This is a genomic window from Kitasatospora sp. NPDC089913, from assembly GCF_044748625.1.
Classification (GTDB): Bacteria; Actinomycetota; Actinomycetes; order Streptomycetales; family Streptomycetaceae; genus Kitasatospora.
The window spans coordinates 170,772-194,036 of sequence record NZ_JBIVGI010000005.1 but is presented as its reverse complement, the minus strand read 5'-3'; the positions used below and the strand labels follow the sequence as shown (position 1 = coordinate 194,036).

Genomic DNA, 23,265 nt, shown 5'->3' with positions numbered 1-23,265 from the left:
AGTCTGTAAGAAGGAAGTGAACAGCGATCATGGCGAACGGCGCATGGCAGAAGTCCAGTCGCAGTGCCTCGAGCAACGAGTGTGTCGAGGTCCGGGCCGGTGTCGAGGTAGTCGAGTTCCGCGAGTCCGACTACGGCGAGACCATCCTCCGTGTCACCCCTGCCGCCGCAACCGCCCTCCTCCACGCCATCAAGGCTGGAGAACTCGACCACCACGGTTAGCTTCTTGTGGCCCCTCGCTCGAAGCGAGCGAGGGGCAGCCGGATGAAAGCGGGTGGCCGAGTGAGAAATCGGTCGGGCCGACTTCCTACTCCGGGGCGGCGGCTTCCAGTTCCGAGACGGTGCCGGACATGATCGTCCTTACGTGCGCGGTGATGTGCTCGGCCGGCCAGTCCCACCAGGCCACGGCCAGCAGGCGGGCGATTTCGTCCTCGCTGTACCGGGAGCGGATCACCCGGGCCGGGTTGCCTCCGACCACCGCGTAGTCCGGGACGTCCGCCGTCACCACGCTTCCCGTGGCGACGATGGCGCCGTGGCCGATGCGGATGCCGGGCATCACCGTCACGCCGTTGCCGAACCACACATCACTGCCCACCACCGTGTCGCCCCGGTTGGGGAGATCCGTGAGCAGGTCGAAGGAATCGGCCCACGAGCCGCCCATGATCGGGAACGGGAAGGTCGACGGCCCGTCCGTCCGGTGGTTGGCGCCGTTCATGATGAAGCGCACGCCGGTGCCCAGGGCGCAGTACCGCCCGATGACCAGCCGTTCCGGCCCGTAGTGGTACAGCACGTTGCGGGTCTCGAACGCCGTCGGGTCGTCCGGGTCGTCGTAGTACGTGAACTCCCCGACCTCGATCAGCGGGGACTTCACCAGCGGCCGGAGCAGCACCACGCGGGGCTGCTCCGGCATCGGGTGGAGAACCGTGGGATCAGGCTCCACTGTCGGCCTCGAAGCGGATGACCACGGCCTTGGAGGTCGGCGTGTTGCTGATGTCGGCCGTGGAGTCCAGCGGCACCAGCACGTTCGTCTCCGGGTAGTACGCGGCCGCGCCGCCCCGGGCCACCGGGTAGTGGACGACGCGGAAGTGCGGGGCGCGGCGCTCCACGCCGTCCTTCCACTCGCTGACCAGGTCGACGTACTGGCCGTCGGCAAGGCCCAGATCGGCGCCGTCGGCCGGGTTGACGAGCACCACCCGCCGCCCGCCCTGGATGCCGCGGTAGCGGTCGTCGAGGCCGTAGATGGTGGTGTTGTACTGGTCGTGCGACCGCAGCGTCTGCAGCAGCAGCCGCCCTTCCGGCACCTCCGGCGCGGTGAGCGGGTTGACCGTGAAGTTGGCCTTGCCGGTCGCCGTCGGGAAGGTCCGGGTGTCGCGCGGGCCGTGCGGGAGGGTGAAGCCGCCCGGGCGGCGGACCTTGTCGTTGAAGTCCTGGAAGCCGGGGACGACCCGGGCGATCCGGTCGCGCAGGGTGTCGTAGTCGTTCGCGAAGTCCTCCCACGGCACGGTGTCCTGCGGGCCGAGGGCGGCGCGGGCGAGGCGGCAGACGATGGCGACCTCGGACAGCAGGCCGGGGGCCGGCGGGCGCAGGCCGCCGCGCGAGGAGTGGACCTGGCCCATGGAGTCCTCGACGCTGACGAACTGGGCGCCGTGGGCGGTGATGTCCCGGTCGGTGCGGCCGAGGGTGGGCAGGATCAGCGCGCGGGCGCCGGTGATCACGTGCGAGCGGTTGAGCTTGGTGGAGACGTGCACGGTCAGCCGGCAGCGGCGCATCGCCGCCTCGGTGACCTCGGTGTCCGGGGTGGCGGCGACGAAGTTGCCGCCCATCGCGAAGAAGACGCCGACCCGGCCGTCCCGCATGGCCCGGATGGTGTCGACCGAGTCGAAGCCGTGCTCGCGCGGCGGTTCGAAGGAGAACTCTCGGCCGAGCGCGTCCAGGAACGCGGCGGACGGGCGTTCGAAGATGCCCATCGTCCGGTCGCCCTGGACGTTGCTGTGGCCGCGCACCGGGCAGACGCCGGCGCCGGGGCGGCCCACGTTGCCGCGCAGCAGCAGGAAGTTGACCACCTCGCGGATGGTCGGCACCGAGTGCTTGTGCTGGGTGAGGCCCATCGCCCAGCAGACGATGACCTTCTCGGAGGCGAGGACCATCCGGCCCAGCTCCTCGATCTGCTCCCAGGGCAGGCCGGTGGCGGCGAGCACCTCCTCGCGGGAGGTGGTCCGGGCCTCGGCGGCGAACTCCTCGAAGCCGTGGCCGTGCTCGGCGACGAAGGCGTGGTCGACGGCGTCCTTCTCCAGGATCAGCTGGTTCAGGGCGCGGAACAGGGCGAGGTCGCCGCCGAGCCGGATCTGCAGGAAGAGGTCGGTCAGCTTGGTGCCGTGGCCGACCAGTCCGCGGGCCTGCTGCGGGTTCTTGAACCGCTCGAGACCGGCCTCGGGCAGCGGGTTGACGCTGACGATGGTGGCGCCGGCGCGCTTGGCCCGCTCCAGGGCGGAGAGCATCCGGGGGTGGTTGGTGCCCGGGTTCTGGCCCGCGACGATGATCAGATCGGCCTGGTAGAGGTCCTTGAGGCTGACGCTGCCCTTGCCGACCCCGAGGGTCTCGGTGAGTGCCGAGCCGGAGGACTCGTGGCACATGTTGGAGCAGTCCGGCAGGTTGTTGGTGCCGAGCCGGCGGGCGAACAGCTGGTAGGCGAACGCGGCCTCGTTGCTGGTCCGGCCCGAGGTGTAGAAGGCGGCGCCGTCCGGGGTGTCCAGGGCCCGCAGCTCCTCGGCGATCAGCGCGAAGGCGTCGTCCCAGGAGATCGGGGTGTAGTGGGTGGCGCCCTCGTCGAGGAACATCGGCGCGGTGAGCCGGCCCTGCTGGCCGAGCCAGTAGCCGGAGCGCTCCGCCAGCTCGGCGACCGGGTGCGCGGCGAAGAACTCGGCGCGGATCCGGCGCTCGGTGGCCTCCTCGGCGACGGCCTTGGCACCGTTCTCGCAGAACTCGGCGGTGTGCGTCTTGCCCGGCTCGGGCCAGGCGCAGCCGGGGCAGTCGAAGCCGTCGGGCTGGTTGACCTTGAGCAGGGTGCTGAGGGTGCGGCGGGCACCCATCTGCTCGGCGGCCATCCGCAGGCTGTGGCCGACCGCGGGCAGCCCGGCGGCCGCGTGCTGGGGCGCGGACACCCGGGGGGCGTCCTGCGCCGGATCGCTCTGCGGGGCCTGCTTGGCCATGACTGCGCTCCTCGCTGTGCGTGCGGTCCGCGCGTCGTCGCGGGCCCGTTGCCATCCTCCCACCAGGGCACTCGGGCGCGGCAGGGGAGAGGTGGGGGAAGGCCGGAAGTGGAGGGCGGAGAAAGAGCGGACGAAGGGACGGCCGGAGCGGGCCGTCCCGTGGATAGAGTGCGGAGGCGGCACGAGTGCGGGGGTGGGGCGGGTGATGATCGGCGACGTGCTCGACGGTCGGTACGAGCTGGTCGAGCGGCTGGGCCAGGGTGGCTTCGGCGTGGTGTGGCGGGCCTTCGACTCCCGGATGCGGCGCCCGGTGGCGGTGAAGGTCATCAACCACCACGGCGAGGAGCAGCAGAAGGCCGCGCTGCGGTTCGTCCGCGAGGCGACCGCGGCGGGCAACCTCTCGCACCCGCACATCGTCACGGTGCACGACCTCGGCGAGGGTGAGCTGGGCGGTCGCAGGGTGACGTACCTGGTGATGGAGCTGATCACCGGCCGCACCCTGACCTCGGTGCTCCGGGACGGCCCGCCCGGTCCGGAGCGGAGCGTGCGCTGGGGGCGGCAGATCTGCTCCGCGCTGGCCGCCGCCCACGACGCGGGCATGGTGCACCGCGACATCAAGCCCGAGAACATCATGGTCACCGACGCCGGCGCGGTGAAGGTGCTGGACTTCGGCATCGCCCAGCTGGACATCGGAGCGGGCGGGCTGACCACCACCGGGACGGTCGTCGGCAGCCCCGCGTACATGGCGCCGGAACGCTGGACCGGCGGCCGGGTGGACGGCCGGGCCGACCTCTACGCCTTCGGCTGCGTGCTGGTGGAACTCTGCACCGGGGCGCGGCCGTTCAGCGGCGACTCGACGCCGGTGCTGATGTACCAGCACCTGAACGCGCCGCCGCCGGCGCTGGACCCGGCGGAGTTCGGGCTGCCGGCGGACCTGGCCGGACTGGTCACCGAACTGCTGGCGAAGGACCCGGAGCACCGGCCGGCGGACGCGCGGACGGTGGAGCGGCGGCTCGCGGAGCTGGAGGGCGGTGCCCCCGGGCGGACGGGCCCGGAGGAGCCGGTGACGGAGGCGCCCGCAGTGGAGGCGCCCGCCGAGCAGCCGGGGTTCGGGCCGGTGGTGGTGCTCGTCCCGCCGGTGCCGGTGTTCCCGCCGCCCGTCGTGTTCGCACCGGTGCTGCCGCCGCCCGTGGTGTTCGGGCCGCCCGTGCTGCCCCCGCTCACCACGCCGCCGCAGGGCGCAGTGCCGCCGACCCCGCACGACACCGTCCGCTCCGCCCTGAGCGAGCGCCGGAGCGCCGCGCACCGGGCGGCGACGCCCGAGGAGGCCGCCGGCCTGCTCCACGCCCTCGCCCAGGAGGCGCTGGCCGCGCTCGGCCCCGCGGACCGCGAGACCCTCGCCGCCTGGCGCGACTTCGCCTGGTTCCTGAGCCGCACCGGCGACCTGGACGGCGCGATCCGGCTGCTGTCCACCGTCGCCGAGGACCTGGCACGCGCCCTCGGCCCGTCCGACCCGGACAGCCTCACCGCCCGCTACCACCTGCTCCGGTGCATCGGCGAGAGCGGCGAGACGATCAGCGCGATGCGCCGGCTCGCCGAACTGCTGCCGGAGCTGCACGCCGTCTGGGGCCCGCACGATCCGCGGGTGTTCCAGGCGCGGCACGACCTGGCGGTGTACACGGCCGAGCGGGGCGACCCGGAGGCCGCGGTGCTCCAGCTGCGCACCCTGCTGCCGGAGCTGGCCGCCGTCCTCGGCGAGCAGCACCCACTCACCGCGCGCGCCTGGCAGGACCTCGCCGCCCAGCAGCAGCGGCTGGCGGCGGCCCCGGCCGGGCGGCCGAAGCCCGGCAAGCGGCCGCGGATGCACCCGGCCGAGGCGCTGGTGCTGATCCGCCGCGTGCTGGCCTGGGAGTTCGCCTCGGAGCGGGAGGCCGACGCCTGTCTGGACGCGCTGGAACGGGGCACCGGGATCAAGCGGATCGGCGAGTGGATCCTCGCCGCGCCGGACCACGTCACGGCCGAGGACCTGGTGGAGGAGATCTACGGGCCGTGACGCGGCCCGACGGCGGAGCGTCTACACGGCCGCCGTCACCACCTCCGCCGCCACCACCTCCGCCGCCGCCCCCGCCCCGGCGAGCGCGCCCAGCAGCGCCCGCGCCGCCGCGTCGTTCTGCCGGAAGCCGGGCGAGTCGGTGCGCGGCCGGGCGAACGCGGCCGCCGCCCGCACGCTGGTGTGCGGGCCGAGCGCGGTGCGCCGCGGATGCGGCTCCCCGCCGAGCGCCGGGTCGAGCACGAGGCCGTCCCGGGGCCGGATCGTGAGCAGACCCGATCGGTGGGTGTGCTCGGGGTCGCTGACCACCTCCTCGACGATCCGCCCCTCCCGGTGCAGTTCGCGCAGCAGCGGGTCCCGGGTGCGGGCCAGCACGTGCTTGGGCAGGTACGCCTCGACCAGTGCGGTGGCGGTCACGGTGCGGCCGGGCACGGTGGTGCCGGAGGCCAGCCAGCTGCCGGTGCGCTCGTCCCGCTCGACCCGGACGCCCGCACCGAGGAAGCGGACCACCCCGGCCTCGGAGAGCGCGAGCAGCTGCCGCAGCCGGAAGCCGGGCGGGCCGGACGCCAGGTAGCTGAAGTAGCCGAAGAACCACTCGTCGACCTCCTCGCCCACCGAGCGGGCGGTGAGCCGGCCGGAGGCGAGGATCCGGGGCAGCTGGCCGAACAGCGAGAGCAGGGCGAGGAAGGCGCCGAGGTCGGCGCTGTGGGCTGGGTCGGCGCGCCGGTCGGCGTCCTCGGCGATGTAGCGGCGCAGGTAGCGCTGGAGTTCCTCGCCGGAGCCGAGTTCCAGTCCGGCCAGCGGGTGGTCGAGGCGTTCGAGGTCGAGCCGGTCGGCCGGGTCGGGGACGGCGCGTTCGACCAGCGCGCCGAGTCCGGGGGACGCCCAGGGGTGCGCGTCGAGGCCGGCGAGGAACTCCGCCCAGGGCAGGGCGGTGCGCCCGGGGTGGGCGTGGAACAGCTCGTGGTAGTGGCCGAAGGCGATCTCCTTGGCCATCAACGGCCAGGCGTCGCGCCGCAGTTCCAGTGTCCCCGGCCGGTCCAGCAGTTCGTCGACGGCGGTGGCGTCGAAGTACCGGGGGAACGGCGGCGGCGGTCCGGCCAGGCGGTAGCCGGTCTTGGAGTGGTACGGGACGCCGCGCCGCGAGCCGACGTGCACCACCGGTTCGCGGCCCGAGGGCCGGTAGACCAGGCCGCCACCGCCGTCGGCCGTCTCCTCGAACCGCCCGCCGCGGCCCTCGGTGAGCAGCGAGACCAGGTCGACGAAGGCGAGTCCGAAGCCGCGCAGCACGGTGTGCTCGCCGGGGGCGATGCGCTCCAGTTCGGCGGCGACGTCGGCGGAGTGCGCGGGCGGCAGGTGGAAGCGGCCGTGCCGGGTGGCGAAGGCGGCGTCGGCGGCGTAGCGGGGGTCGGGGGAGGAGTCGAGGTGGCCGAGGGTGAGGACGACGTGGTCGGCGGTGAGCACCCGGTCGGAGAGGTGGACCAGCTGCGGGCCGTCCGCCGGGCCCTCGATCCGCCGCGCGGTGTCCCGGTGGACGGTGACCGTGACGTGCGGCGGCAGGTCGGCGACGGCGCGCCGGAACACCCAGTCCAGGTAGGCGCTCTGGGCCCGCCGGGTGGGGAAGTCGGTCGGTGCGAGGGTGCGCAGCTCGGCCCGCAGGGCGGGGTCGGCGATCTCCCGGTGGGGGGCGAAGTCCTCGGGGCGCGCGGCCCATTCGGCCAGCGAGGGGCCGGGGCGGACCGGCCCGTCGAGGGTCGAGCGCTCGTCGGTGAACATGGTGACGTCCTCCGCCATCGAGTTCATCCGCAGCAGCGGGGACTGCTCGTGGCGCCAGATCCGGCCGCCGCCCGGTGGGTGCGGGTCGACCAGGTGGATGTGCAACGGCCGGTCGGCGGGCAGCAGTTCGGGGGCGTTGGCGGCGATCCGCTCCAGCACCCCGGTGCCGCGCGGCCCCGCGCCCACCACGACCAGGACGGCGCTCATCGGGCAGCCTCCCCACCGGTCGTGTCCGACGGGGCGGCCTGGTCCGCGACGGCGCGCAGCCGCCGGTACGCGGCGCGGGCCCGGTGCAGCGGCGTGGGCGGCAGGCCCTCGCGGGTGGCGCCCTTCGCGAAGTGGCGTTCGACGTAGTACTGCCCGACCGAGAGCACGGTGGTGATCACCACGTACCAGAGGGTGGCGACCATCAGCATCGGGATGACCTGGTAGGACTGCAGATAGACCAGCTGGACGGAGTAGAGCAGGTCGGAGACGGCCAGCACGCTGATGATGCTGGTCCCCTTGAGCGCGCTGATCAGCATGTTCCCGGCGGTCGGCACGATCGAGCGCATCGCCTGCGGGACGACGATCCGGCGCAGCACCCGCCACCGGCCGAGGCCGAGCGCGGCGGCGGCCTCCAGCTGGCCCCGGTCGACGGAGAGGATGCCGCCGCGCACCACCTCGGCGGCGTACGCGGCCTCCAGCAGGGTCAGTCCGACCACGGCGGTGAAGGTCGGGCCGAACAGGTCGACGGTCCGCACGGTGACGAACTCAGGGCCGAACGGGACACCCAGGCCGAGGGTCGGGTACAGCGCGCCTATGTTGAAGAACAGCAGCAGCTGCACCAGGGCGGGGGTGGAGCGGAAGATCCAGATGTAGGTCCAGCTGAGCGTGCGCAGCACCGGGTTGGCGGACAGCCGCATGGTGGCGAGCACGGTGCCGAGCACGAAGCCGAGGGCGAGGGTGACGGCGGTCAGCCAGAGGGTCAGGGTGAGGCCGTTCATCACCGAGGTGGCGGTGAACCAGTCGGCGACCACGTCCCACTGGAACGCCCGGTTGCGGGCCAGGGAGTTGACCGCCATGGCGAACAGCAGCAGCGCGACGGCGGCGGAGATCCACTGGCCGGTACGGCGGCGCGGGACGATCCGGGCGGTGGCGGCCGAGACGTCGGGGGCGGTGGCGGGTGCTGCGGTGGTGCCGTCCGGGCGTGGGACCGGGGGAACGGGCGGGGAGGAGGGGGCGGGCAGGACGTCCGGCGGGGTGGCCATGCGGAGGCTCCAGGCGGGAGGGCGGAGACGCGGGGTGCGCGCGGGCGCACGGGGCGGGGTACGGCGTGGTCACGTACGGCCGTTGCGGCCGGCCCGCGTCCCTCAACGCGTCCGGCGGGGCACTGCACTCCGCTTTCGATCGTACGCGTGCGCGATCGGCGGGTGTCAAGGGCCGCCGGCGACGGGGCGGCCGGGGCGGGGGAGGCGTCGCGTGGCGACAGGAGATCGCAACAGAGCGGCAATGGTGGACGGTTGACGGGTGCGGGGTTCACTGCTCAACTTGAGGCCATGTACGCCGAGCAGCCCCTGGTCACCCGCGACCACATCGACTTCGGTCGGGTGTGGTCCGCGGCGTGTCGCGGCTGACCCGGCAGCGGGCCGCCCGTCCGGCCCCGTCCTCCTCCGGAGCGACCTCCCTCGGTGCCCCGCCCCGGGCCGGGACGGCCGTCATCTCCTGACGGCCCGTCGGCCGCGCGCTGCCGCCCACCTCTCTTCCTCCCCGCCCCGCTGCGCTCCGGCAGTCCTCCGCACCGCCCGGGCCGTCACGTGCCCGCCGCTGCTCCGTTCCCGTTCCCGTACGACACTCCTGTTCCCGCACGGCCCTCCCGACGCCGTACGGCCGTCCCGCTTCCGCACGGCCCTCCCGCCCCCGGCCGCCGGCCGGCGGTGCCCCCTGCCGTCCCCCGTTCCCGCACCCACCGGCCGGCCGCCCGCCTCCGGCCGGCCCGCGGACGACCCGAAAGGTTCCGCCACCATGCCCGTCGAATTCCTCGGCATCGCCGCCACCGCCGACGGTACGGAGACCACCGCCCGCACCACGGCCGCGTTCGACCGCGACTACACCCTGAAGCTGGCCCGCGCCCACGAGGATCACGACTGGGACCGGGTGCTGTTCGCCTACGGCTCCGGCTCGCCCGACCCGGCGCCCGCCGCCGCGTTCATCGCCTCCCGCCTCGACCGCCTGCAGATCCTGCTCGCCCACCGCCCGAACGTCTCGTACCCGACCTTCGCCGCCAAGACCTTCGCCACCCTGGACCGGATCAGCGACGGCCGGCTCACCGTCCACTTCATCACCGGCGGCAACGACCACGAGCAGCAGCGCGAGGGCGACTTCCTCACCAAGGACGAGCGCTACGACCGCACCCGGGAGTACATCCGGATCGTCAAGAAGGCGTGGACCAGCCGGGAGCCCTTCGACCACGAGGGCGCCCACTACCGCTTCCACGACTTCGTCTCCGACGTCTTCCCGGTGCAGCAGCCCCGGCCGGGCGTCTCCTTCGGCGGCTCCTCGGAGGCGGCGTACGCGGCCGGCGGTGCCGAGGCCGACATCTACTGCCTCTGGGGCGAGCCGCTGGCCCGCACCGCCGAGCAGATCGAGCGGGTGCTGGAGTCGGCCCGGCAGGCCGGGCGGGCGGACGCGCCGCGGATCCAGGTGGCGTTCCGGCCGATCATCGCGCCGACCGAGGAGCTGGCCTGGGAGAAGGCGCACCGGACGGTCGCCGCGATCAAGGCCCGGCGCGAGGGCGGCGAGCTGGTCCGCCGCAGCCGCCCGGCCGGCTCCGGGCCCGAGAACGCCGGTTCGCAGCGCCTGCTGGAGATCGCCGAGGCCGGCGAGCGCTACGACCGGGCGCTGTGGACGCCGACCGCCGCCGCCACCGGTGGGGCGGGCAACTCCAACGCGCTGGTCGGCACCCCGGAGACGGTCGCCCAGGCGCTGCTGGACTACTACGACCTGGGCGTGGACATCCTCTCCGCCCGCGGCTACCACCTGGTGGACGACGCGATCGACTTCGGCCGGTACGTCATCCCGATCGTGCGCGAGGAGGTCGCCAAGCGGGACGCGGCCAGGGCGGCGGCCGAGGCGGCGGCGGAGGCCGAGCGGGCCGCGCGGGCCGAGCACGACCGGCACCAGCTGATCGCGGCCCAGGCGTGAGCGGCGCGCCGGCGCTCGACGTCGAGGTCCGCCGGGTCGGCATCGACGACCCGCTCGCCGGGCCGCTGGTGCGCGAGCTCACCGAGGAGTACGTGCGCCGCTACGGCCCCGAGGCGCACGAGGAGATGACCCGCTACCCGGCGGACAGCTGGACCGCGCCGCACGGCCTGCTGCTGCTCCTGCTGGAGGACGGCGAGCCGGTGGCCGGCGGCGCGTACAAGCGGTACGACGAGCGGACGGCGGAGGTGAAGCGGATGTGGACGGCCTCGGCGCACCGTCGCCGGGGGCTGGCGCGCCGGGTGCTGGCCGAGCTGGAGCGGGCCGCCGCCGGGGCCGGCTACCGGCGGATCTTCCTCACCACCGGCCCGCGCCAGCCCGAGGCCAGGGGGCTGTACCTGGCCGCCGGCTACACCCCGCAGTTCGACGTCGACGCCGATCCTCTGACGATCGGACCACTGCCGTTCGAGAAGCGGCTGCCCTGAGTCCACCCGCCCCCCGCCCCCCGTCCTGCCCGCACCGCCCCCGCACCTCCCGAAAGGCACTTCCGTGAGAACCACCACCGCCCGCCCCCGGCTGCTCGCCGCCACCGCCCTGCTGCCGGTGCTGGCCCTGGCGGCGTGCAGCTCGGACCCGAGCACCGGCACCGCGGCGGGCGGCTCCGCCGGGCCGGCCGTCTCCGCCGCCGCCGAGGACCTCGTCTCCGGCCTCAAGAAGTCGGACACCGCCGCCGCGCTGCTGCCCGCCGACGTCCGCGCCGCCGGGACGGTGAAGTTCGGCTCCTCGATCGGCGCCCCGCCCTCGGCGTTCTACGCCGACCAGGCCACCAAGAAGGCCGCTGGGGTGGACATCGACTTCGGCGACGCGGTCGGCCGGCTGCTCGGCCTGACCGTGCGGCGGGAGGAGGCGGCGTTCGAGACCATCCTGCCCGCGCTCGACAGCGGCAAGTACGACGTCGGCACCGGCAACTTCGGGGTGACCGCGGCCCGGCTGAGGACCATCGACTTCGTCACCTACATCGACGACGGCCAGGGCTTCGCGGTCAAGAAGGACAACACCGCCGTCAAGCCGGTCACCGACCTGGTCCAGCTGTGCGGCCTGACCATCGGCACCGGCGCCGGAACCACCTTCGAGACCACCCTCAACGCCAAGAAGAACGTCTGCACCGACGCCGGGAAGCAGCCCTACGAGGTCAAGGCGTTCAGCGACAACGGCGCCACCCTGACCAGCCTCCAGCAGGGCCGGGTGGACGTCGTGATGTCCACCATCAACGGCCTGCGCTACCAGGCGGCGCAGGAGGCCTCCGGCACCAGGTTCCTGGGCGAGTTCCACCGGCTCGACGTCGGCTTCGCGTTCAAGAAGGGCTCGGCGCTGACCCCGGCCTTCCAGGCGGCCGTCAACGAGCTGATCAAGGACGGCACCTACGACCGGATCCTCAAGAAGTGGGGAGTGACGGACTCGGCCGTCAAGGAGTCCCTGATCAGCCCGCCCGAGCACGCGTGATCCCCTGTCCCCCCGGGAGGAGTCCCCCATGACCGCCGCCACCACCGCCGTCGCCCCGGCCCGTTCGAAACCCGACCGCGCGCCCGCCACCGCCCCGCTCGACCTCGGCGAACTGGCCGGCCTGCGCACCGTCCGCGCCCGCTACCCCTGGCGCTGGGCGGCCGGCCTCGCCGCCCTCGTCGTGCTGGCCCAGTTCGCCCACGGCCTGGCCACCAACCCCGGCTGGGACTGGGCCACCTTCCGGGTCTACTTCTCCGCCGACACCATCCTGCGGGCGGTCGGCCGCACCGTCGAACTCACCGCGTACGGCACCGTGCTGGGCTTCCTGCTGGGTGCCGTGGTGGCCGCGATGCGGCTCTCCCGCAGCACGATCCTGCAGACCGTCGCCTGGGCCTACGTCTGGGTGTTCCGCTCGATCCCGCTGATCGTCCAGCTGGTCTTCTGGTTCAACCTCTCCTACCTCTACAAGCGCTTCGGCTTCGGCATCCCGTTCGGCCCCACCTTCGGGGACTTCGAGACGGTCGGGGTGCTGGGCGCGCTCGGCGCGGCCGTGCTCGGCCTCGGACTGCACCAGGCCGCCTTCGCCGCCGAGATCATCCGCGGCGGCATCATCGCCGTCGACCCCGGCCAGCGCGAGGCGGCCGCGGCGCTCGGCGTGCCGCGCTGGCGGCAGGCCCGGCGGATCGTGCTGCCGCAGGCGATGCGCGGCATCCTGCCGTCCGCCGCCAACGAGGTGATCTCCCTGTTCAAGGGCACCTCGGTGGTCTACGTGATGGCGATCGGCGAACTCTTCTACCAGGTGCAGGTGGTGTACGGCCGCACCGGCCGGGTGGTGCCGCTGCTGATGGTCGCCACCGTCTGGTACGTGCTGCTGACCACCGTGCTGTCGATCGGCCAGTACTACGTCGAGCGCTACTTCGCCCGCGGGGCCGACCGCACCCCGCCGCCCACCCCGCTCCAGCGGGCCCGCTCCCTCGTCCGGGGCCTGCGCGCCCGCACCGCCACCGCCGTCGCCCTCGGAGGCCGCTCATGACCACCGTCGTCAAGGAACCGCTCGTCCAGGACACCCCGGCGGACGAGCCGGCCGCCGCACCGTCGATGGTGCAGGTCCGCGGCCTGTGGAAGAGCTTCGGTCCGAACGCGGTGCTGCGCGGCGTCGACCTCGACGTCCCGGCCGGCTCGGTGACGGTGGTGCTCGGGCCGTCCGGCTCCGGCAAGTCGACCCTGCTGCGCGCGATCAACCACCTGGAGAAGGTCGACCGCGGCTTCGTCGCGATCGACGGCGAGCTGATCGGCTACCGCCGGTCCGGGGACAAGCTGCACGAGCTCAAGGAGCGCGAGGTCCTGCGCCAGCGGACCGGCATCGGCTTCGTGTTCCAGAACTTCAACCTCTTCCCGCACCTCACCGTGCTGGAGAACATCGTCGAGGCGCCGGTCAGCGCCCTGCGCCGGCCGAAGGCCGAGGCCCGGGCCGGGGCGCGGGAGCTGCTGGAGCGGGTGGGCCTGGCCGACAAGGCGGACGCCTACCCCCGGCAGCTCTCCGGCGGCCAGCAGCAGCGGGTGGCGATCGCCCGGGCGCTGGCGCTGGAGCCCAAGGTGCTGCTGTTCGACGAGCCGACCTCGGCGCTGGACCCGGAGCTGGTCGGCGAGGTGCTCGACGTCGTCAAGGACCTCGCCCGGGCCGGCACCACGATGATCGTGGTGACCCACGAGATCGGCTTCGCCCGCGAGGTCGCCGACACCGTGGTCTTCATGGACGGCGGCGTCGTGGTCGAGCAGGGCCCGCCGCAGGCCGTCCTGGACGAGCCGAAGCACGAGCGGACCAGAGCCTTCCTGGCCAAGGTCCTCTGAGTCCACCCACCCCTTCCCCCTTCCCCCTTCCCCCTTCACCCGCAGGAGTTCCGCCGTGTCCCTACCCCGTCGCGCCCTCGTGACCGCCGCCGCGCTCGCCGCCTCCCTCACCCTGGCCGCCTGCGGCAGCTCCACGGACGCGGCGGCGGACCTCGCTCCCGCCAAGGGCGGCACCGCCCCGGACGGCACCGCGGTCAACCTCACCCCGCGGCAGAACCGGGTGACCACGCCCAAGGTGGACGCCCTGGCCGCCCTGGTGCCGGAGGAGATCAGGAGACGCGGGACGCTGACCGTGGTCGACTCGCTCGGCACCACGCCACCGCTGGACTTCTACGCCGACGACGACCGGACGGTGATCGGCGTCGAGCCGGACATCGCCTCGCTGATCGGCAATGTGCTCGGCCTCAAGGTGGAGTTCAACCCGGTCTCCTGGGAGAACATCTTCGTCGGCCTGGACAGCGGCAAGTACGACGTCGGCATCTCCAACATCACCGTCACCGAGGCGAGGAAGGAGAAGTACGACTTCGCCACCTACCGGCTGGACGTCCTCGGCTTCGAGGCGAAGAAGGGCACCGGCTGGAAGGTCACCGGGCCCGAGGACATCGCCGGGAGGACCGTCGCCGTCGCCTCCGGCACCAACCAGGAGAAGCTGCTGATCGCCTGGAACGAGGAGAACACCAAGAACGGCCTGAAGCCGGCCGACATCAAGTACTTCCAGAACTCCTCGGACTACTACCTGGCGCTCTCCTCCGGCCGGATCGACGCCTACGTCGGCCCCAACCCGGTGGCCGCCTTCCACGCCGTGCAGAGCGGCGAGACCGAGGTGATCGGCACCTACTCCGGCGGCGGCGCCGAGGTGCTCGGCAAGATCGGGGCCACCACGAAGAAGGACAGCGGCCTGGTCGGGGCACTGAACGGGGCGATCAACGAGGTGATCAGGAACGGCAGCTACGCCCAGGTGCTGAAGCGCTGGGGCCTGGACGCCGAGGCGGTGCCCGCCTCGGAGGTCAACCCGGTCGGCCTGCCCAAGCCCAAGCAGCCGTAGCGAGGGCCCGGGGGCGGCCCCGGAACCGCAGCGGGGGAGCGGTCCCGGGGTCGTTCACCCGGGTGCCGCTCCCCGCCGCTATCGTGACCCGGTCAGGATGAACGGTGTTCGATTCCGGCGGACTTGGTGGGGGAACGCATGCAGGCGGGCGATGTCGTGGGCGGCCGCTACCGGCTGGACCGGGAGCTGGGCCGGGGCGGGTTCGGTGTGGTCTGGGCCGCCCACGACGAGACCATCGGGCGGGCGGTCGCGCTCAAGCTGCTCTCCGACGAGAAGGCGGGCGACGAGGAGGCGGTCGGCCGGTTCGTCCGCGAGGCCAGGACGGTCGGCGGGCTGTCCAACCCGCACATCGTCACCCTCTACGACTACGGGCGGATGCAGGACGGCGTCCGGTCGACCCACTACCTGGTGATGGAGCTGGTCCGGGGCCGCTCGCTGGCCCAGGTGATGCGCGACGGCCTGCCGGAGCCGGCGGTCTCGCTGCGCTGGGTGCGGCAGATCTGCAAGGCGCTGGACGCCGCGCACCGCAACGGTGTGGTGCACCGGGACATCAAGCCCGAGAACATCATGATCACCGACGGCGGCGAGGCCAAGGTGCTGGACTTCGGCATCGCCCGGCTGCTCTCCCAGCCCGCCGCCGGCGGACTCACCTCCACCGACGTGGTCATCGGCACGCCGGTGTACCTGGCGCCGGAGTGCTGGGCGGGTCTGCGGATCGACGGCCGGGCCGACCTCTACGCCCTCGGCGTGGTGCTCTACCAGCTGTGCACCGGCCGCCGCCCGTTCAACGCCGACCAGGCCGTCACCATGATGTACGCGCACCTCCACGAGCAGCCGCTGCCCCCGGCCACCGGCGACCCGGCCCTGGACCGGCTGATCCTCCAGCTGCTCGCCAAGAACGCGGAGGACCGGCCCGCCGACGCCGCCGAGGTCCGGCAACGGCTGCGCGACCTCAAGGCGCTGCGGGACCGCAAGGGCGGCACCGACCCGGAGGCGCTGCGGCAGAAGGCCGACGACGCCTGGCGGCGCGGCGCGGCCGGCTCGCCCGAGCGCGCCGCCGAGCAACTCGTCGCCCTGATCCCGCAGTTCGCCCGGGCCTTCGGAGCGGACGATCCCCGGACCCTGCGCACCTGCCACGACCTGGCGCTGTGGCTGGCCCGCTCGGGCCGACCGGGGGCGGCCGTCGCCCTGCTGCGCGAGCTGCTGCCCGCACTGGACGGCCACCCCCGGGCCCGCGAGGACGTCGGGCGGGACCTCGAGCGGTGGGAGCGCGAGAGCGCCGGCGCCGCGCCCGACCCGGCCCGGCCGCTAGTGCTGGCCGAGCTGCTCGACGGCCCGGCGCAGCGCGGCTGAGCCGCCCTCGGCGATCGGCTCGCCGTGCCCGAACAGCACGGTGTCGGCCTCCAGCTCCGACAGCCGGCGGAAGGACTCCACGGCCAGCGCCGGATCGGCGTTGAAGACGCCGGGCATGGTCCGCCGCTCGACGTTGGCGGCGAGGTCCCCGGTGAACAGCACACCCCGCTCCGGCAGGTGCAGTGCGATCGAGCCGTCCGTGTGGCCCGGTACGTGCACCACCACCGCGCCGCCGCCGAAGCCGAGCACCTCGCCGCCGGCCACCTCGCGGTCGACCGCGCACGGCGGGGCGGGCGGCAGCTTCGGCAGGCTGTCCCAGATCTCCTGCTCGAAGGGGCTCAGCACCATCGGCCGGGGCTGCTGCTCGCCCCGGAGCACCGGGGCCTCCAGCCGGTGGGCCACCACCTCGGCGCCCAGCCGCCGGGAGAGTTCGGCCGCCGATCCGGCGTGGTCCTCGTGGTAGTGGGTGAGCACGATGCTGCGCAGCGCGGCCGGGTCGGCGCCGTCGGCGCGGATCGCCTTCTCGATGGTGTCGGCCTGTCCGACGGTGCCGGTGTCGATCAGGGTGAGCGAGCCGTCCTCGTCGCGCCAGAGGTAGACGGTGCCGAAGTCCAGGTTGACGACGGTCAGTTCGGGGCGGATGCGGGTGATCTCCATGGGATCGAGCATGCCCCGCGGGTTGCCCGTTCGACCGGGTGTTCGCCCCGGGCGTGACGGCCCGGCGGGACGGCCGGCCGGCTGTCAACCGTACGGCCGCCCAGTGCGGCCGGTGCCGGGCTCGGACGGTTGGGAGGATTTCGCCGATCGGGACGGTCTGGTCCGGGGCGGCGCGCCGTTGATATACCTCGCAGCACAGGGGCCGGGCACGGTCCGCGCCGCCTCCGGGCGGCCCGGTCCGGAGCCCGGCGAGCTGCGACGAATTCGACGAACTAGGAGGTGGGGATCGGATGAAGCTTCTCCGCGTCGGCCCGCCGGGCGCCGAACGCCCGGTCGCGCTGGGCCAGGACGGCACCGCGTACGACCTCTCCGGGGTGACCGCGGACATCGACGGCGGCTTCCTCGCCGGGCTGGCCGGTGACGGCGCGGCCGCGCTGGCCGGGCGGCTGGCGGCCGGCCGGCTGCCGGTGACCGAGATCGGCGGGCAGCGGGTCGGTCCGCCGGTGGTGCGCCCCGGCAAGGTGGTCGGTATCGGCCTCAACTACCGGGACCACGCGGCCGAGGCGGGCGCGGCGATCCCGGACGAACCGGTGATCTTCCTCAAGCCCGGCTCGACCGTGGTCGGCCCGTACGACGAGGTGCTGGTGCCGCGCGGCGGCGAGAAGACCGACTACGAGGCCGAGCTGGCCGTGGTGATCGGCCGGACGGCCCGCTACCTGCCGGACCACGCGGCGGCGGCCGGGGTGATCGCCGGCTACACCATCGCCAACGACGTCACCGAGCGGGCCTTCCAGTTCGAGCGCGGCGGCCAGTGGGACAAGGGCAAGTCGGCGGAGACCTTCACCCCGCTCGGCCCGTGGCTGGTCACCACCGACGAGGTGGCCGATCCGCAGCGGCTGCCGCTGCGGCTGTGGGTCAACGGGGAGCTGCGCCAGGACGGCTCCACCGAGCGGATGGTCTTCCCGGTGCTGGAGCTGGTCCGCTACGCGAGCCAGTTCATGGTGCTGGAGCCGGGCGACGTGATCGTCACCGGGACCCCGGCCGGGGTCACCCTGGGCCGCCCGGGTACGCCGTACCTGGCGCCCGGCGACATCGTCGAGATCGAGATCGACGGGCTCGGCCGGCAGCGGCAGGTCCTCGGCAAGGCGTAGCGCTCGGCCGTCCCGACCCTTGGCACGGGGGTCGGGCCGGACCCCGTACCCGGCCCGCCGCGCCGGGCCACTCGGTCGGGCCGCGCCTCCGGCGCACTGCTCGGCCGGCGGCAGATCCGGCGCCGCTACCCGACCGGTCCGCCCAGCGCCGCCCGCAGCCGGGCCGTCCGCGGCGAGTCCGCGCCCTCCAGGGCCAGCAGCCCGGCCAGCACCTCGGCGGTCTGCGGGTCGTGCAGCGAGGTCGCCGCCGCCATCGCCACGAACTGGTCCACCAGCCACTCCCGCAGCTCGTCCACCGGGACCGCCCGGCCCTCGTCGAGCCAGCTCAGCGAGGCCCCCTCGACCACCGCGATCCACGAGCGCACCAGCAGGGTCAGCCTGGGCCCGGCCTGCCGCACCCCGAGGTGGCGCAGCGTGCGCTTCAGCGCCGCCCGCCGGACCTCGTCCACGATCGCCGAGGTGCGGGCCGTCTCCACCACCGATCCGCCGCGCAGCAGCGCCGAGTAGCCGGTGCCGTGCTCGGCGACGAAGGCGAAGTAGCTCTCCAGGACGGCGGACAGCTGCTGGGTCGGGGTCCCGGCGAGCGGGACCACGAACCGGCCGGTGAGCTCCTCGGCCGCGCTGCGCAGCGCGGCCTCGTAGAGCTGCTGCTTGCCGCCCGCGAAGTAGCGGTACACCAGCGGCCGGGAGGCCCCGGCGGCCTGCGCCACGTCGTCCAGCCCGACCTCCTCGGGCGCCCGGTGCGCGAACAGCTCCAGGGCCACCGCGATCAGCTGCTCGCGCCGCTGCTGCACCGGCAGCCGCCGGTACCCGGCGCGCCGCGGTCTGGCGGCCGGTTCGGGGGCCGGCGGTACGGGGGCTGAGCTGGCTTCCATGCCGGTCAGCGTAACGGCCCCGGGCCGGATCGGAGCCGGGTGTGCACCGATCTTCCGAACGGGCGTTTGTGCCTGTCCGGGCGGTCTCCCGGACCCGGGGACGGTCCGCCGGCGGCCGCTGCCGGGGCGGCCCGGGGGAGGCCCCGGGAGGCGCTCCGCCGGGCTCCGGCCGAGGATGGGCCGAGGATGATGGGAGGCACCCCGCCGCCCTGCCGAGGAGGCCCGCCGGATGGCGCACACGCTGGAACGGCCGCCCCGCGCGCGCCGCCTGCGCGGGGCGCTCCTGGCATGGGTGCGCTCGGCGCCGGGGACGTACCTGTGGCTGTTCCTGCTGGGGGTGACCAGCCTGGTGGTGGCCCGGATGGACCAGCACACCCTGGACTGGTTCCTGGCCGCCCGCTCGACCAACCTGGAGCAGCTGCGCTCGCGTCCGGTGCACGCCCTGGTGGCCAGCGCGCTGTGGACCGAGACGTCCAGCTGGCCGCTGTACGCGGTGCTGTTCACGGTGTTCCACGCCAACGCCGAGCGCTGGCTGGGCACCGCGCGCTGGTTCGCGGTGGCCGCGACCGCGCACGTGCTGGCGACCCTGGTGAGCGAGGGTGTGGTCGCCTGGGGGATCGTCCGGGGGACCCTGCAGCGGAGCATGGCCGAGACGGTGGACGTCGGGGTCTCGTACGCGCTGGCGGGGGTGGTCGCGGTGCTCACCTACCGGTTCGCGGGCGGCTGGCGGTGGCTCTACGGCGCCGGGGTCGTCGTCTTCTACCTGGTGCCCCTGGTGGTCTCGCACACGTTCACGGACCTCGGGCACTTCAGCGCCGTACTGATCGGTCTCTGCTTCTTCCGCTTCGCACACGGACGGTCCAGGTGGGACCCGGGCCGGGCGCTGCGGCGCCGGTGGCGGCGCCGCCCGGGCGGGTGAGGGCGCGCCGGCAGTAGCGAATTGGCCGGTCCATGCCACCGGGTAGGGGCTTGCAAACGGCGCGCGCCACGAAATGATGTCCGGATGGTTGAACTGATCAGCTCCGACGGCATCACCCCCCGCCGTGTCGCCGACGCCTACGTGCGGGACCTCGCCGAGCTCGACCCGCTGACCGCGGTGTATCTGGGCCTGAACCCCGAGGACGACCGCCTTCCCGACCTCTCCCCGGCCGGGGCCGAGGCGATCGCGGAGCTCGGGCGCTCCACCCTGGCCCGGCTCGACGAGGCCGAGGCGGCGCTCGACCCGGCCGCCGCGGCCGACGCCGCCCGGGACGAGGCCGAACGGCGCTGTGCCCGTCTGCTGCGCGAGCGGCTGGTCGCCGAGCTCGCCGTCCACGACGCGGGCGAGCGGTTCCGGGCCGTCCACAACCTGGGTTCCCCGCTGCACAACCTCCGTGACGTCTTCACCCTCATGCCCACCGACACCGAGGAGCAGTGGGGCATCCTCGGCCGCCGCCTGGCCCGGGTGCCGGAGGCGCTCGCCGGGTACCGCGCGACCCTCGCCGAGGGCATCGAGCGCGGCCTGCTCTCCGGCCCGCGCCAGGTGACCACGGTGATCGGCCAGCTCGGCGAGTGGCTGGCCGGCGACACCCCGGGCGGCTGGTTCGGCGACCTGGTCGAGGAGGCCCCCGAGTCGCTGCGCGCCGAGCTGTCCGCGCGCGCGACCGCCGCCGCCGAGGGCCTGGCGGCCCTGCGGGACTGGCTGGGCGAGGTCTACGGACCGGCTGCGGCCGGTGCCCCGGACACCGTCGGCCGCGAGCGCTACGGCCGCTGGGTGCGCTACTGGACCGGTGCCGACCTCGATCTCGACGAGGCCTACGCCTGGGCCTGGCAGGAGTTCCACGACCTGCTGGCCCAGATGCGCACCGAGGCCGAGAAGGTGCGGCCGGGCGCCGACCCGATGCAGGCGATGAAGTGGCTGGAGACCGACGGTCCCGCGCGGTTCGGCGCCGAGGCCGCCCGTGAGTTCCTGCAGGGGCTGATGGACGGCGCGATCGCCGACCTCCAGGGCATCCACTTCGACCTGGCCGAGCCGATCACCCGGGTCGAGTCCCGGATCGCCCCGGCCGGCAGCGCCGCCGCGCCGTACTACACGGCCCCCTCGCTGGACTTCAGCCGTCCCGGCCGGACCTGGCTGCCCACCCTCGGCCGCGAGCGCTTCCCGGAGTGGGACCTCGTCTCGACCTGGTACCACGAGGGCGTCCCCGGCCACCACCTGCAGCTCGCGCAGTGGAACTACGTCGCGGACCGGCTCTCCACCTACCAGGTCAGCCTCGGCGGGGTGAGCGCCAACCTGGAGGGCTGGGCGCTCTACGCCGAGCGCCTGATGGACGAGCTCGGCTACCTCACCGACCCGGGCCACCGGCTCGGCTACCTCAACGCGCAGATGATGCGGGCGCTGCGGGTCATCGTCGACATCGGCATGCACGCCGGACTGGACTTCCCGGCCGACTCGCCGTACCGCCCGGGGGAGCGGGTCGAGCCGGACGCCGCCCGTGAGTTCTTCGGCCGCTACTGCGGGCTGTCCGCCGACTTCCTGGACAGCGAGCTGGTCCGCTACCTGGGCCTGCCCGGTCAGGCGATCGGCTACAAGCTGGGTGAGCGGGCCTGGCTGCGCGGCCGGGCGGCGGCCCGGGCGGCGCACGAGGCGCGCGGCGAGGTGTTCGACCTCAAGGCCTGGCACATGGCGGCGCTGTCGCAGGGCTCGCTGGGCCTGGACGACCTGGTCGCGGAGCTGTCCGCGCTGTAGTCCGGTCCGGCGGCCTCCGTGCCGTCCGATCGCGGCGCGGGGTCCCGGGCATGTCCCGGGGCCCCGGGCCGCGGTCCCGGTCGATCTGGTTCTTTGGTCCCATTTCAACCGATTTGGTGAGCTTTTTCCTTGCCATTCGCCGCGAGGCGAGTTTGGCTTGAAGACGACTGCGTGACCTTCCCGCACCTCTCCGGAAAGGCTCCCCCAGTGTCCTCCCAAGCCCAAGCTGCCACCGGTCATGGAACGGCGGGTTCCCGCCGCTGGTGGGCCCTGGCCGTCATCGCCATCGCCCAGCTGATGATCGTCCTCGACATCACCATCGTGAACATCGCCCTCCCGTCGGCCCAGAAGGATCTCGGGATCTCGGACGCCGACCGCCAGTGGGTGATCACCGCCTACACGCTGGCCTTCGGCGGACTCCTGCTCCTCGGCGGCCGGCTCGGCGACCTCTTCGGCCGCAAGCGCGTCTTCACCATCGGCCTGCTCGGCTTCGCCCTCGCTTCGGCGATCGGCGGCGCCGCCAACGGCCCGACCATGCTCTTCGCCGCCCGCGCCCTCCAGGGCGCCTTCGGCGCGCTGCTCGCCCCGTCCGCCCTGGGACTGCTCTCCACGACCTTCACGGATCCCAAGGAGCGGAGCACCGCCTTCGGCATCTTCGGCGCGATCGCCGGCGGCGGCGCCGCGATCGGCCTGCTCCTCGGCGGTCTGCTCACGGAGTACCTGAACTGGCGCTGGTGCCTGTTCGTGAACACCCCGATCGCGATCGCCACCGCCTTCGCGGCGTTCTCCGTGCTGACCCGCGACCACATCGGCAAGGACACCCGGACCAGACTCGACCTGCCCGGCGCCGTGCTCGGCTGCGGCGGTCTGCTCGCCATCGTCTACGGGACCTCCGAGGCCGTCACCCGCGGCTGGGGCGACTGGCTGGTGCTCGGCTCGCTGGGGCTCGGCGTGCTGCTGCTCGTGGTGTTCGTCCTGGTCGAGAAGCGCACCCCGCACGCGCTGCTGCCGCTGCACATCGTGGCCGAGCGCAACCGCGGCGGCGGTGCCCTCTCGGTCGGCCTGGCGATGATCGGCATGTTCGGCCTGTTCCTGTTCCTGACCTACTACCTCCAGGTCATCAAACACTTCTCGCCGGTGATGTCCGGGGTCTCCTTCCTGCCGATGACGGCGGCCATCATCATCAGCTCCACCGGTTTCGCGGCCCGGCTGATGACCAGGGTGCCGTCCCGCAACCTGATCGGTCCGGGGCTGCTGCTCGCCGCCGCCGGCATGGCCTGGCTGACCCAGATGAAGGTGGACAGCCCCTGGGCCGGCATGGTGCTGCCCGCCGAACTGCTGCTCGGCTTCGGCATGGGCCTGATCTTCATGCCGTCGATGAGCCTGGCCACCCTCGGCGTCGCGCCGAACGAGGCCGGCGCGGCCTCGGCCACCATCAACTCGGCCCAGCAGGTCGGCGGCTCCTTCGGCACCGCACTGCTCAACACCATCGCGGCCAGCGCCACCGCGAGCTGGCTCGCCGCCCGGATCACCACCGCCGGGGACCCGGCGGTCCAGGCCCAGGGCGCGGTGCACGGCTACGTGATCGCCACCTGGGTGGCCATGGGCATCCTGCTGCTGGCCGCGGTGATCGCCTTCGTGATGATCGACCACCGGCCCGCGCCGGGCGAGGCCACCGGGGCGACCGGCACCGCCGCCGAGGCCCCGGCGAGCGCCGGCGCACCGGCCCAGACCCCGGCCCACCAGCAACAACGGGCCACCTGACCCGATCCGTCGCCCCCGCCCGCGGACCTCCCGGACGGGGGCGACCGGCTGAATTCTCATGCCGTTCCCAGCGACGCATCACCACCCTCCCAGTTCGGGGCGCCATAGTCGGGACCGACCTCGC

Annotated in this window: 19 protein-coding genes; 13 read left to right on the top strand and 6 right to left on the bottom strand. The window is 73.8% G+C overall.

Features of this window, described 5'->3' with window-relative positions:
* The first annotated feature begins 29 nt into the window (after positions 1-29).
* Positions 30-221: a DUF397 domain-containing protein gene (locus ACIPYS_RS10640; protein ID WP_400745328.1), complete on the top strand. Its 192-nt coding sequence runs from the start codon at positions 30-32 to the stop codon at positions 219-221.
* An 85-nt stretch (positions 222-306) separates the two neighbouring features.
* On the opposite strand, the gene ACIPYS_RS10635 is transcribed toward ACIPYS_RS10640, so the two are convergent.
* Both ACIPYS_RS10635 and ACIPYS_RS10630 read right to left on the bottom strand, forming a co-directional pair.
* Positions 307-909 carry a CatB-related O-acetyltransferase gene (locus ACIPYS_RS10635; protein ID WP_400745327.1) on the bottom strand — a complete coding sequence of 201 codons (603 nt, stop codon included), beginning with the start codon at positions 907-909 and terminating at the stop codon, positions 307-309.
* Between the two features lie 19 nt (positions 910-928).
* Positions 929-3,208, bottom strand: coding sequence for an FdhF/YdeP family oxidoreductase (locus tag ACIPYS_RS10630; protein WP_400745325.1), 2,280 nt, complete (start codon positions 3,206-3,208; stop codon positions 929-931).
* A gap of 205 nt (positions 3,209-3,413) precedes the next feature.
* Here ACIPYS_RS10630 and ACIPYS_RS10625 point away from each other — a divergent pair, with 205 nt between their 5' ends.
* On the top strand, positions 3,414-5,261 hold the full coding sequence (locus ACIPYS_RS10625) for a protein kinase (protein ID WP_400745323.1): 1,848 nt from the start codon (positions 3,414-3,416) through the stop codon (positions 5,259-5,261).
* A 21-nt stretch (positions 5,262-5,282) separates the two neighbouring features.
* On the opposite strand, the gene ACIPYS_RS10620 is transcribed toward ACIPYS_RS10625, so the two are convergent.
* Both ACIPYS_RS10620 and ACIPYS_RS10615 read right to left on the bottom strand, forming a co-directional pair.
* Positions 5,283-7,241 (bottom strand): FAD/NAD(P)-binding protein, encoded by a 1,959-nt coding sequence (locus tag ACIPYS_RS10620; RefSeq protein ID WP_400745322.1) that lies wholly within the window; start codon positions 7,239-7,241, stop codon positions 5,283-5,285.
* The gene (locus tag ACIPYS_RS10615) at positions 7,238-8,284 is read right to left on the bottom strand and encodes an amino acid ABC transporter permease (RefSeq protein WP_400745320.1); all 1,047 of its coding nucleotides are present in this window, start codon (positions 8,282-8,284) and stop codon (positions 7,238-7,240) included. Before ACIPYS_RS10615 ends, ACIPYS_RS10620 begins: the two co-directional genes overlap by 4 nt.
* A 754-nt stretch (positions 8,285-9,038) precedes the next feature.
* Between ACIPYS_RS10615 and ACIPYS_RS10610 the strand changes: the two genes are divergently transcribed.
* From ACIPYS_RS10610 to ACIPYS_RS10580, 7 genes are all read left to right on the top strand, one after another.
* Positions 9,039-10,217 carry an LLM class flavin-dependent oxidoreductase gene (locus tag ACIPYS_RS10610; protein WP_400745319.1) on the top strand — a complete coding sequence of 393 codons (1,179 nt, stop codon included), beginning with the start codon at positions 9,039-9,041 and terminating at the stop codon, positions 10,215-10,217.
* Positions 10,214-10,699, top strand: coding sequence for a GNAT family N-acetyltransferase (locus ACIPYS_RS10605; RefSeq protein WP_093860544.1), 486 nt, complete (start codon positions 10,214-10,216; stop codon positions 10,697-10,699). Before ACIPYS_RS10610 ends, ACIPYS_RS10605 begins: the two co-directional genes overlap by 4 nt.
* 64 nt (positions 10,700-10,763) lie before the next feature.
* On the top strand, positions 10,764-11,717 hold the full coding sequence (locus ACIPYS_RS10600) for an ABC transporter substrate-binding protein (RefSeq protein WP_093860543.1): 954 nt from the start codon (positions 10,764-10,766) through the stop codon (positions 11,715-11,717).
* A 28-nt stretch (positions 11,718-11,745) separates the two neighbouring features.
* A complete protein-coding gene (locus ACIPYS_RS10595) occupies positions 11,746-12,750 on the top strand; it encodes an amino acid ABC transporter permease (protein WP_400745317.1) in 1,005 nt (334 codons plus the stop codon).
* 65 nt (positions 12,751-12,815) lie between these two features.
* Complete coding sequence (locus tag ACIPYS_RS10590; protein ID WP_400745470.1) at positions 12,816-13,568, top strand: amino acid ABC transporter ATP-binding protein; 753 nt, start codon at positions 12,816-12,818, stop codon at positions 13,566-13,568.
* Positions 13,569-13,623: 55 nt separating this feature from the next.
* The gene (locus ACIPYS_RS10585) at positions 13,624-14,613 is read left to right on the top strand and encodes an ABC transporter substrate-binding protein (protein WP_400745315.1); all 990 of its coding nucleotides are present in this window, start codon (positions 13,624-13,626) and stop codon (positions 14,611-14,613) included.
* A 138-nt stretch (positions 14,614-14,751) separates the two neighbouring features.
* The gene (locus ACIPYS_RS10580; RefSeq protein ID WP_400745314.1) at positions 14,752-15,966 is read left to right on the top strand and encodes a protein kinase; all 1,215 of its coding nucleotides are present in this window, start codon (positions 14,752-14,754) and stop codon (positions 15,964-15,966) included.
* Here ACIPYS_RS10580 and ACIPYS_RS10575 read toward each other — a convergent pair.
* Positions 15,922-16,623 carry an MBL fold metallo-hydrolase gene (locus tag ACIPYS_RS10575; RefSeq protein ID WP_093864895.1) on the bottom strand — a complete coding sequence of 234 codons (702 nt, stop codon included), beginning with the start codon at positions 16,621-16,623 and terminating at the stop codon, positions 15,922-15,924. The two genes, ACIPYS_RS10580 and ACIPYS_RS10575, sit on opposite strands and share 45 nt — an antisense overlap.
* Positions 16,624-16,913: 290 nt before the next feature.
* Here ACIPYS_RS10575 and ACIPYS_RS10570 point away from each other — a divergent pair, with 290 nt between their 5' ends.
* Positions 16,914-17,774, top strand: a complete 861-nt coding sequence (locus ACIPYS_RS10570) for a fumarylacetoacetate hydrolase family protein (protein WP_093860539.1) — start codon at positions 16,914-16,916, stop codon at positions 17,772-17,774.
* 125 nt (positions 17,775-17,899) lie between these two features.
* Here ACIPYS_RS10570 and ACIPYS_RS10565 read toward each other — a convergent pair whose 3' ends face one another.
* Complete coding sequence (locus tag ACIPYS_RS10565; protein ID WP_400745311.1) at positions 17,900-18,649, bottom strand: TetR/AcrR family transcriptional regulator; 750 nt, start codon at positions 18,647-18,649, stop codon at positions 17,900-17,902.
* 229 nt (positions 18,650-18,878) lie between these two features.
* Between ACIPYS_RS10565 and ACIPYS_RS10560 the strand changes: the two genes are divergently transcribed.
* From ACIPYS_RS10560 to ACIPYS_RS10550, 3 genes are all read left to right on the top strand, one after another.
* Positions 18,879-19,568, top strand: coding sequence for a rhomboid-like protein (locus ACIPYS_RS10560; RefSeq protein ID WP_400745309.1), 690 nt, complete (start codon positions 18,879-18,881; stop codon positions 19,566-19,568).
* A gap of 84 nt (positions 19,569-19,652) precedes the next feature.
* A complete protein-coding gene (locus ACIPYS_RS10555; protein WP_400745307.1) occupies positions 19,653-21,377 on the top strand; it encodes a DUF885 domain-containing protein in 1,725 nt (574 codons plus the stop codon).
* 297 nt (positions 21,378-21,674) lie between these two features.
* On the top strand, positions 21,675-23,141 hold the full coding sequence (locus ACIPYS_RS10550) for an MFS transporter (RefSeq protein ID WP_231978768.1): 1,467 nt from the start codon (positions 21,675-21,677) through the stop codon (positions 23,139-23,141).
* Positions 23,142-23,265: the final 124 nt, after the last annotated feature.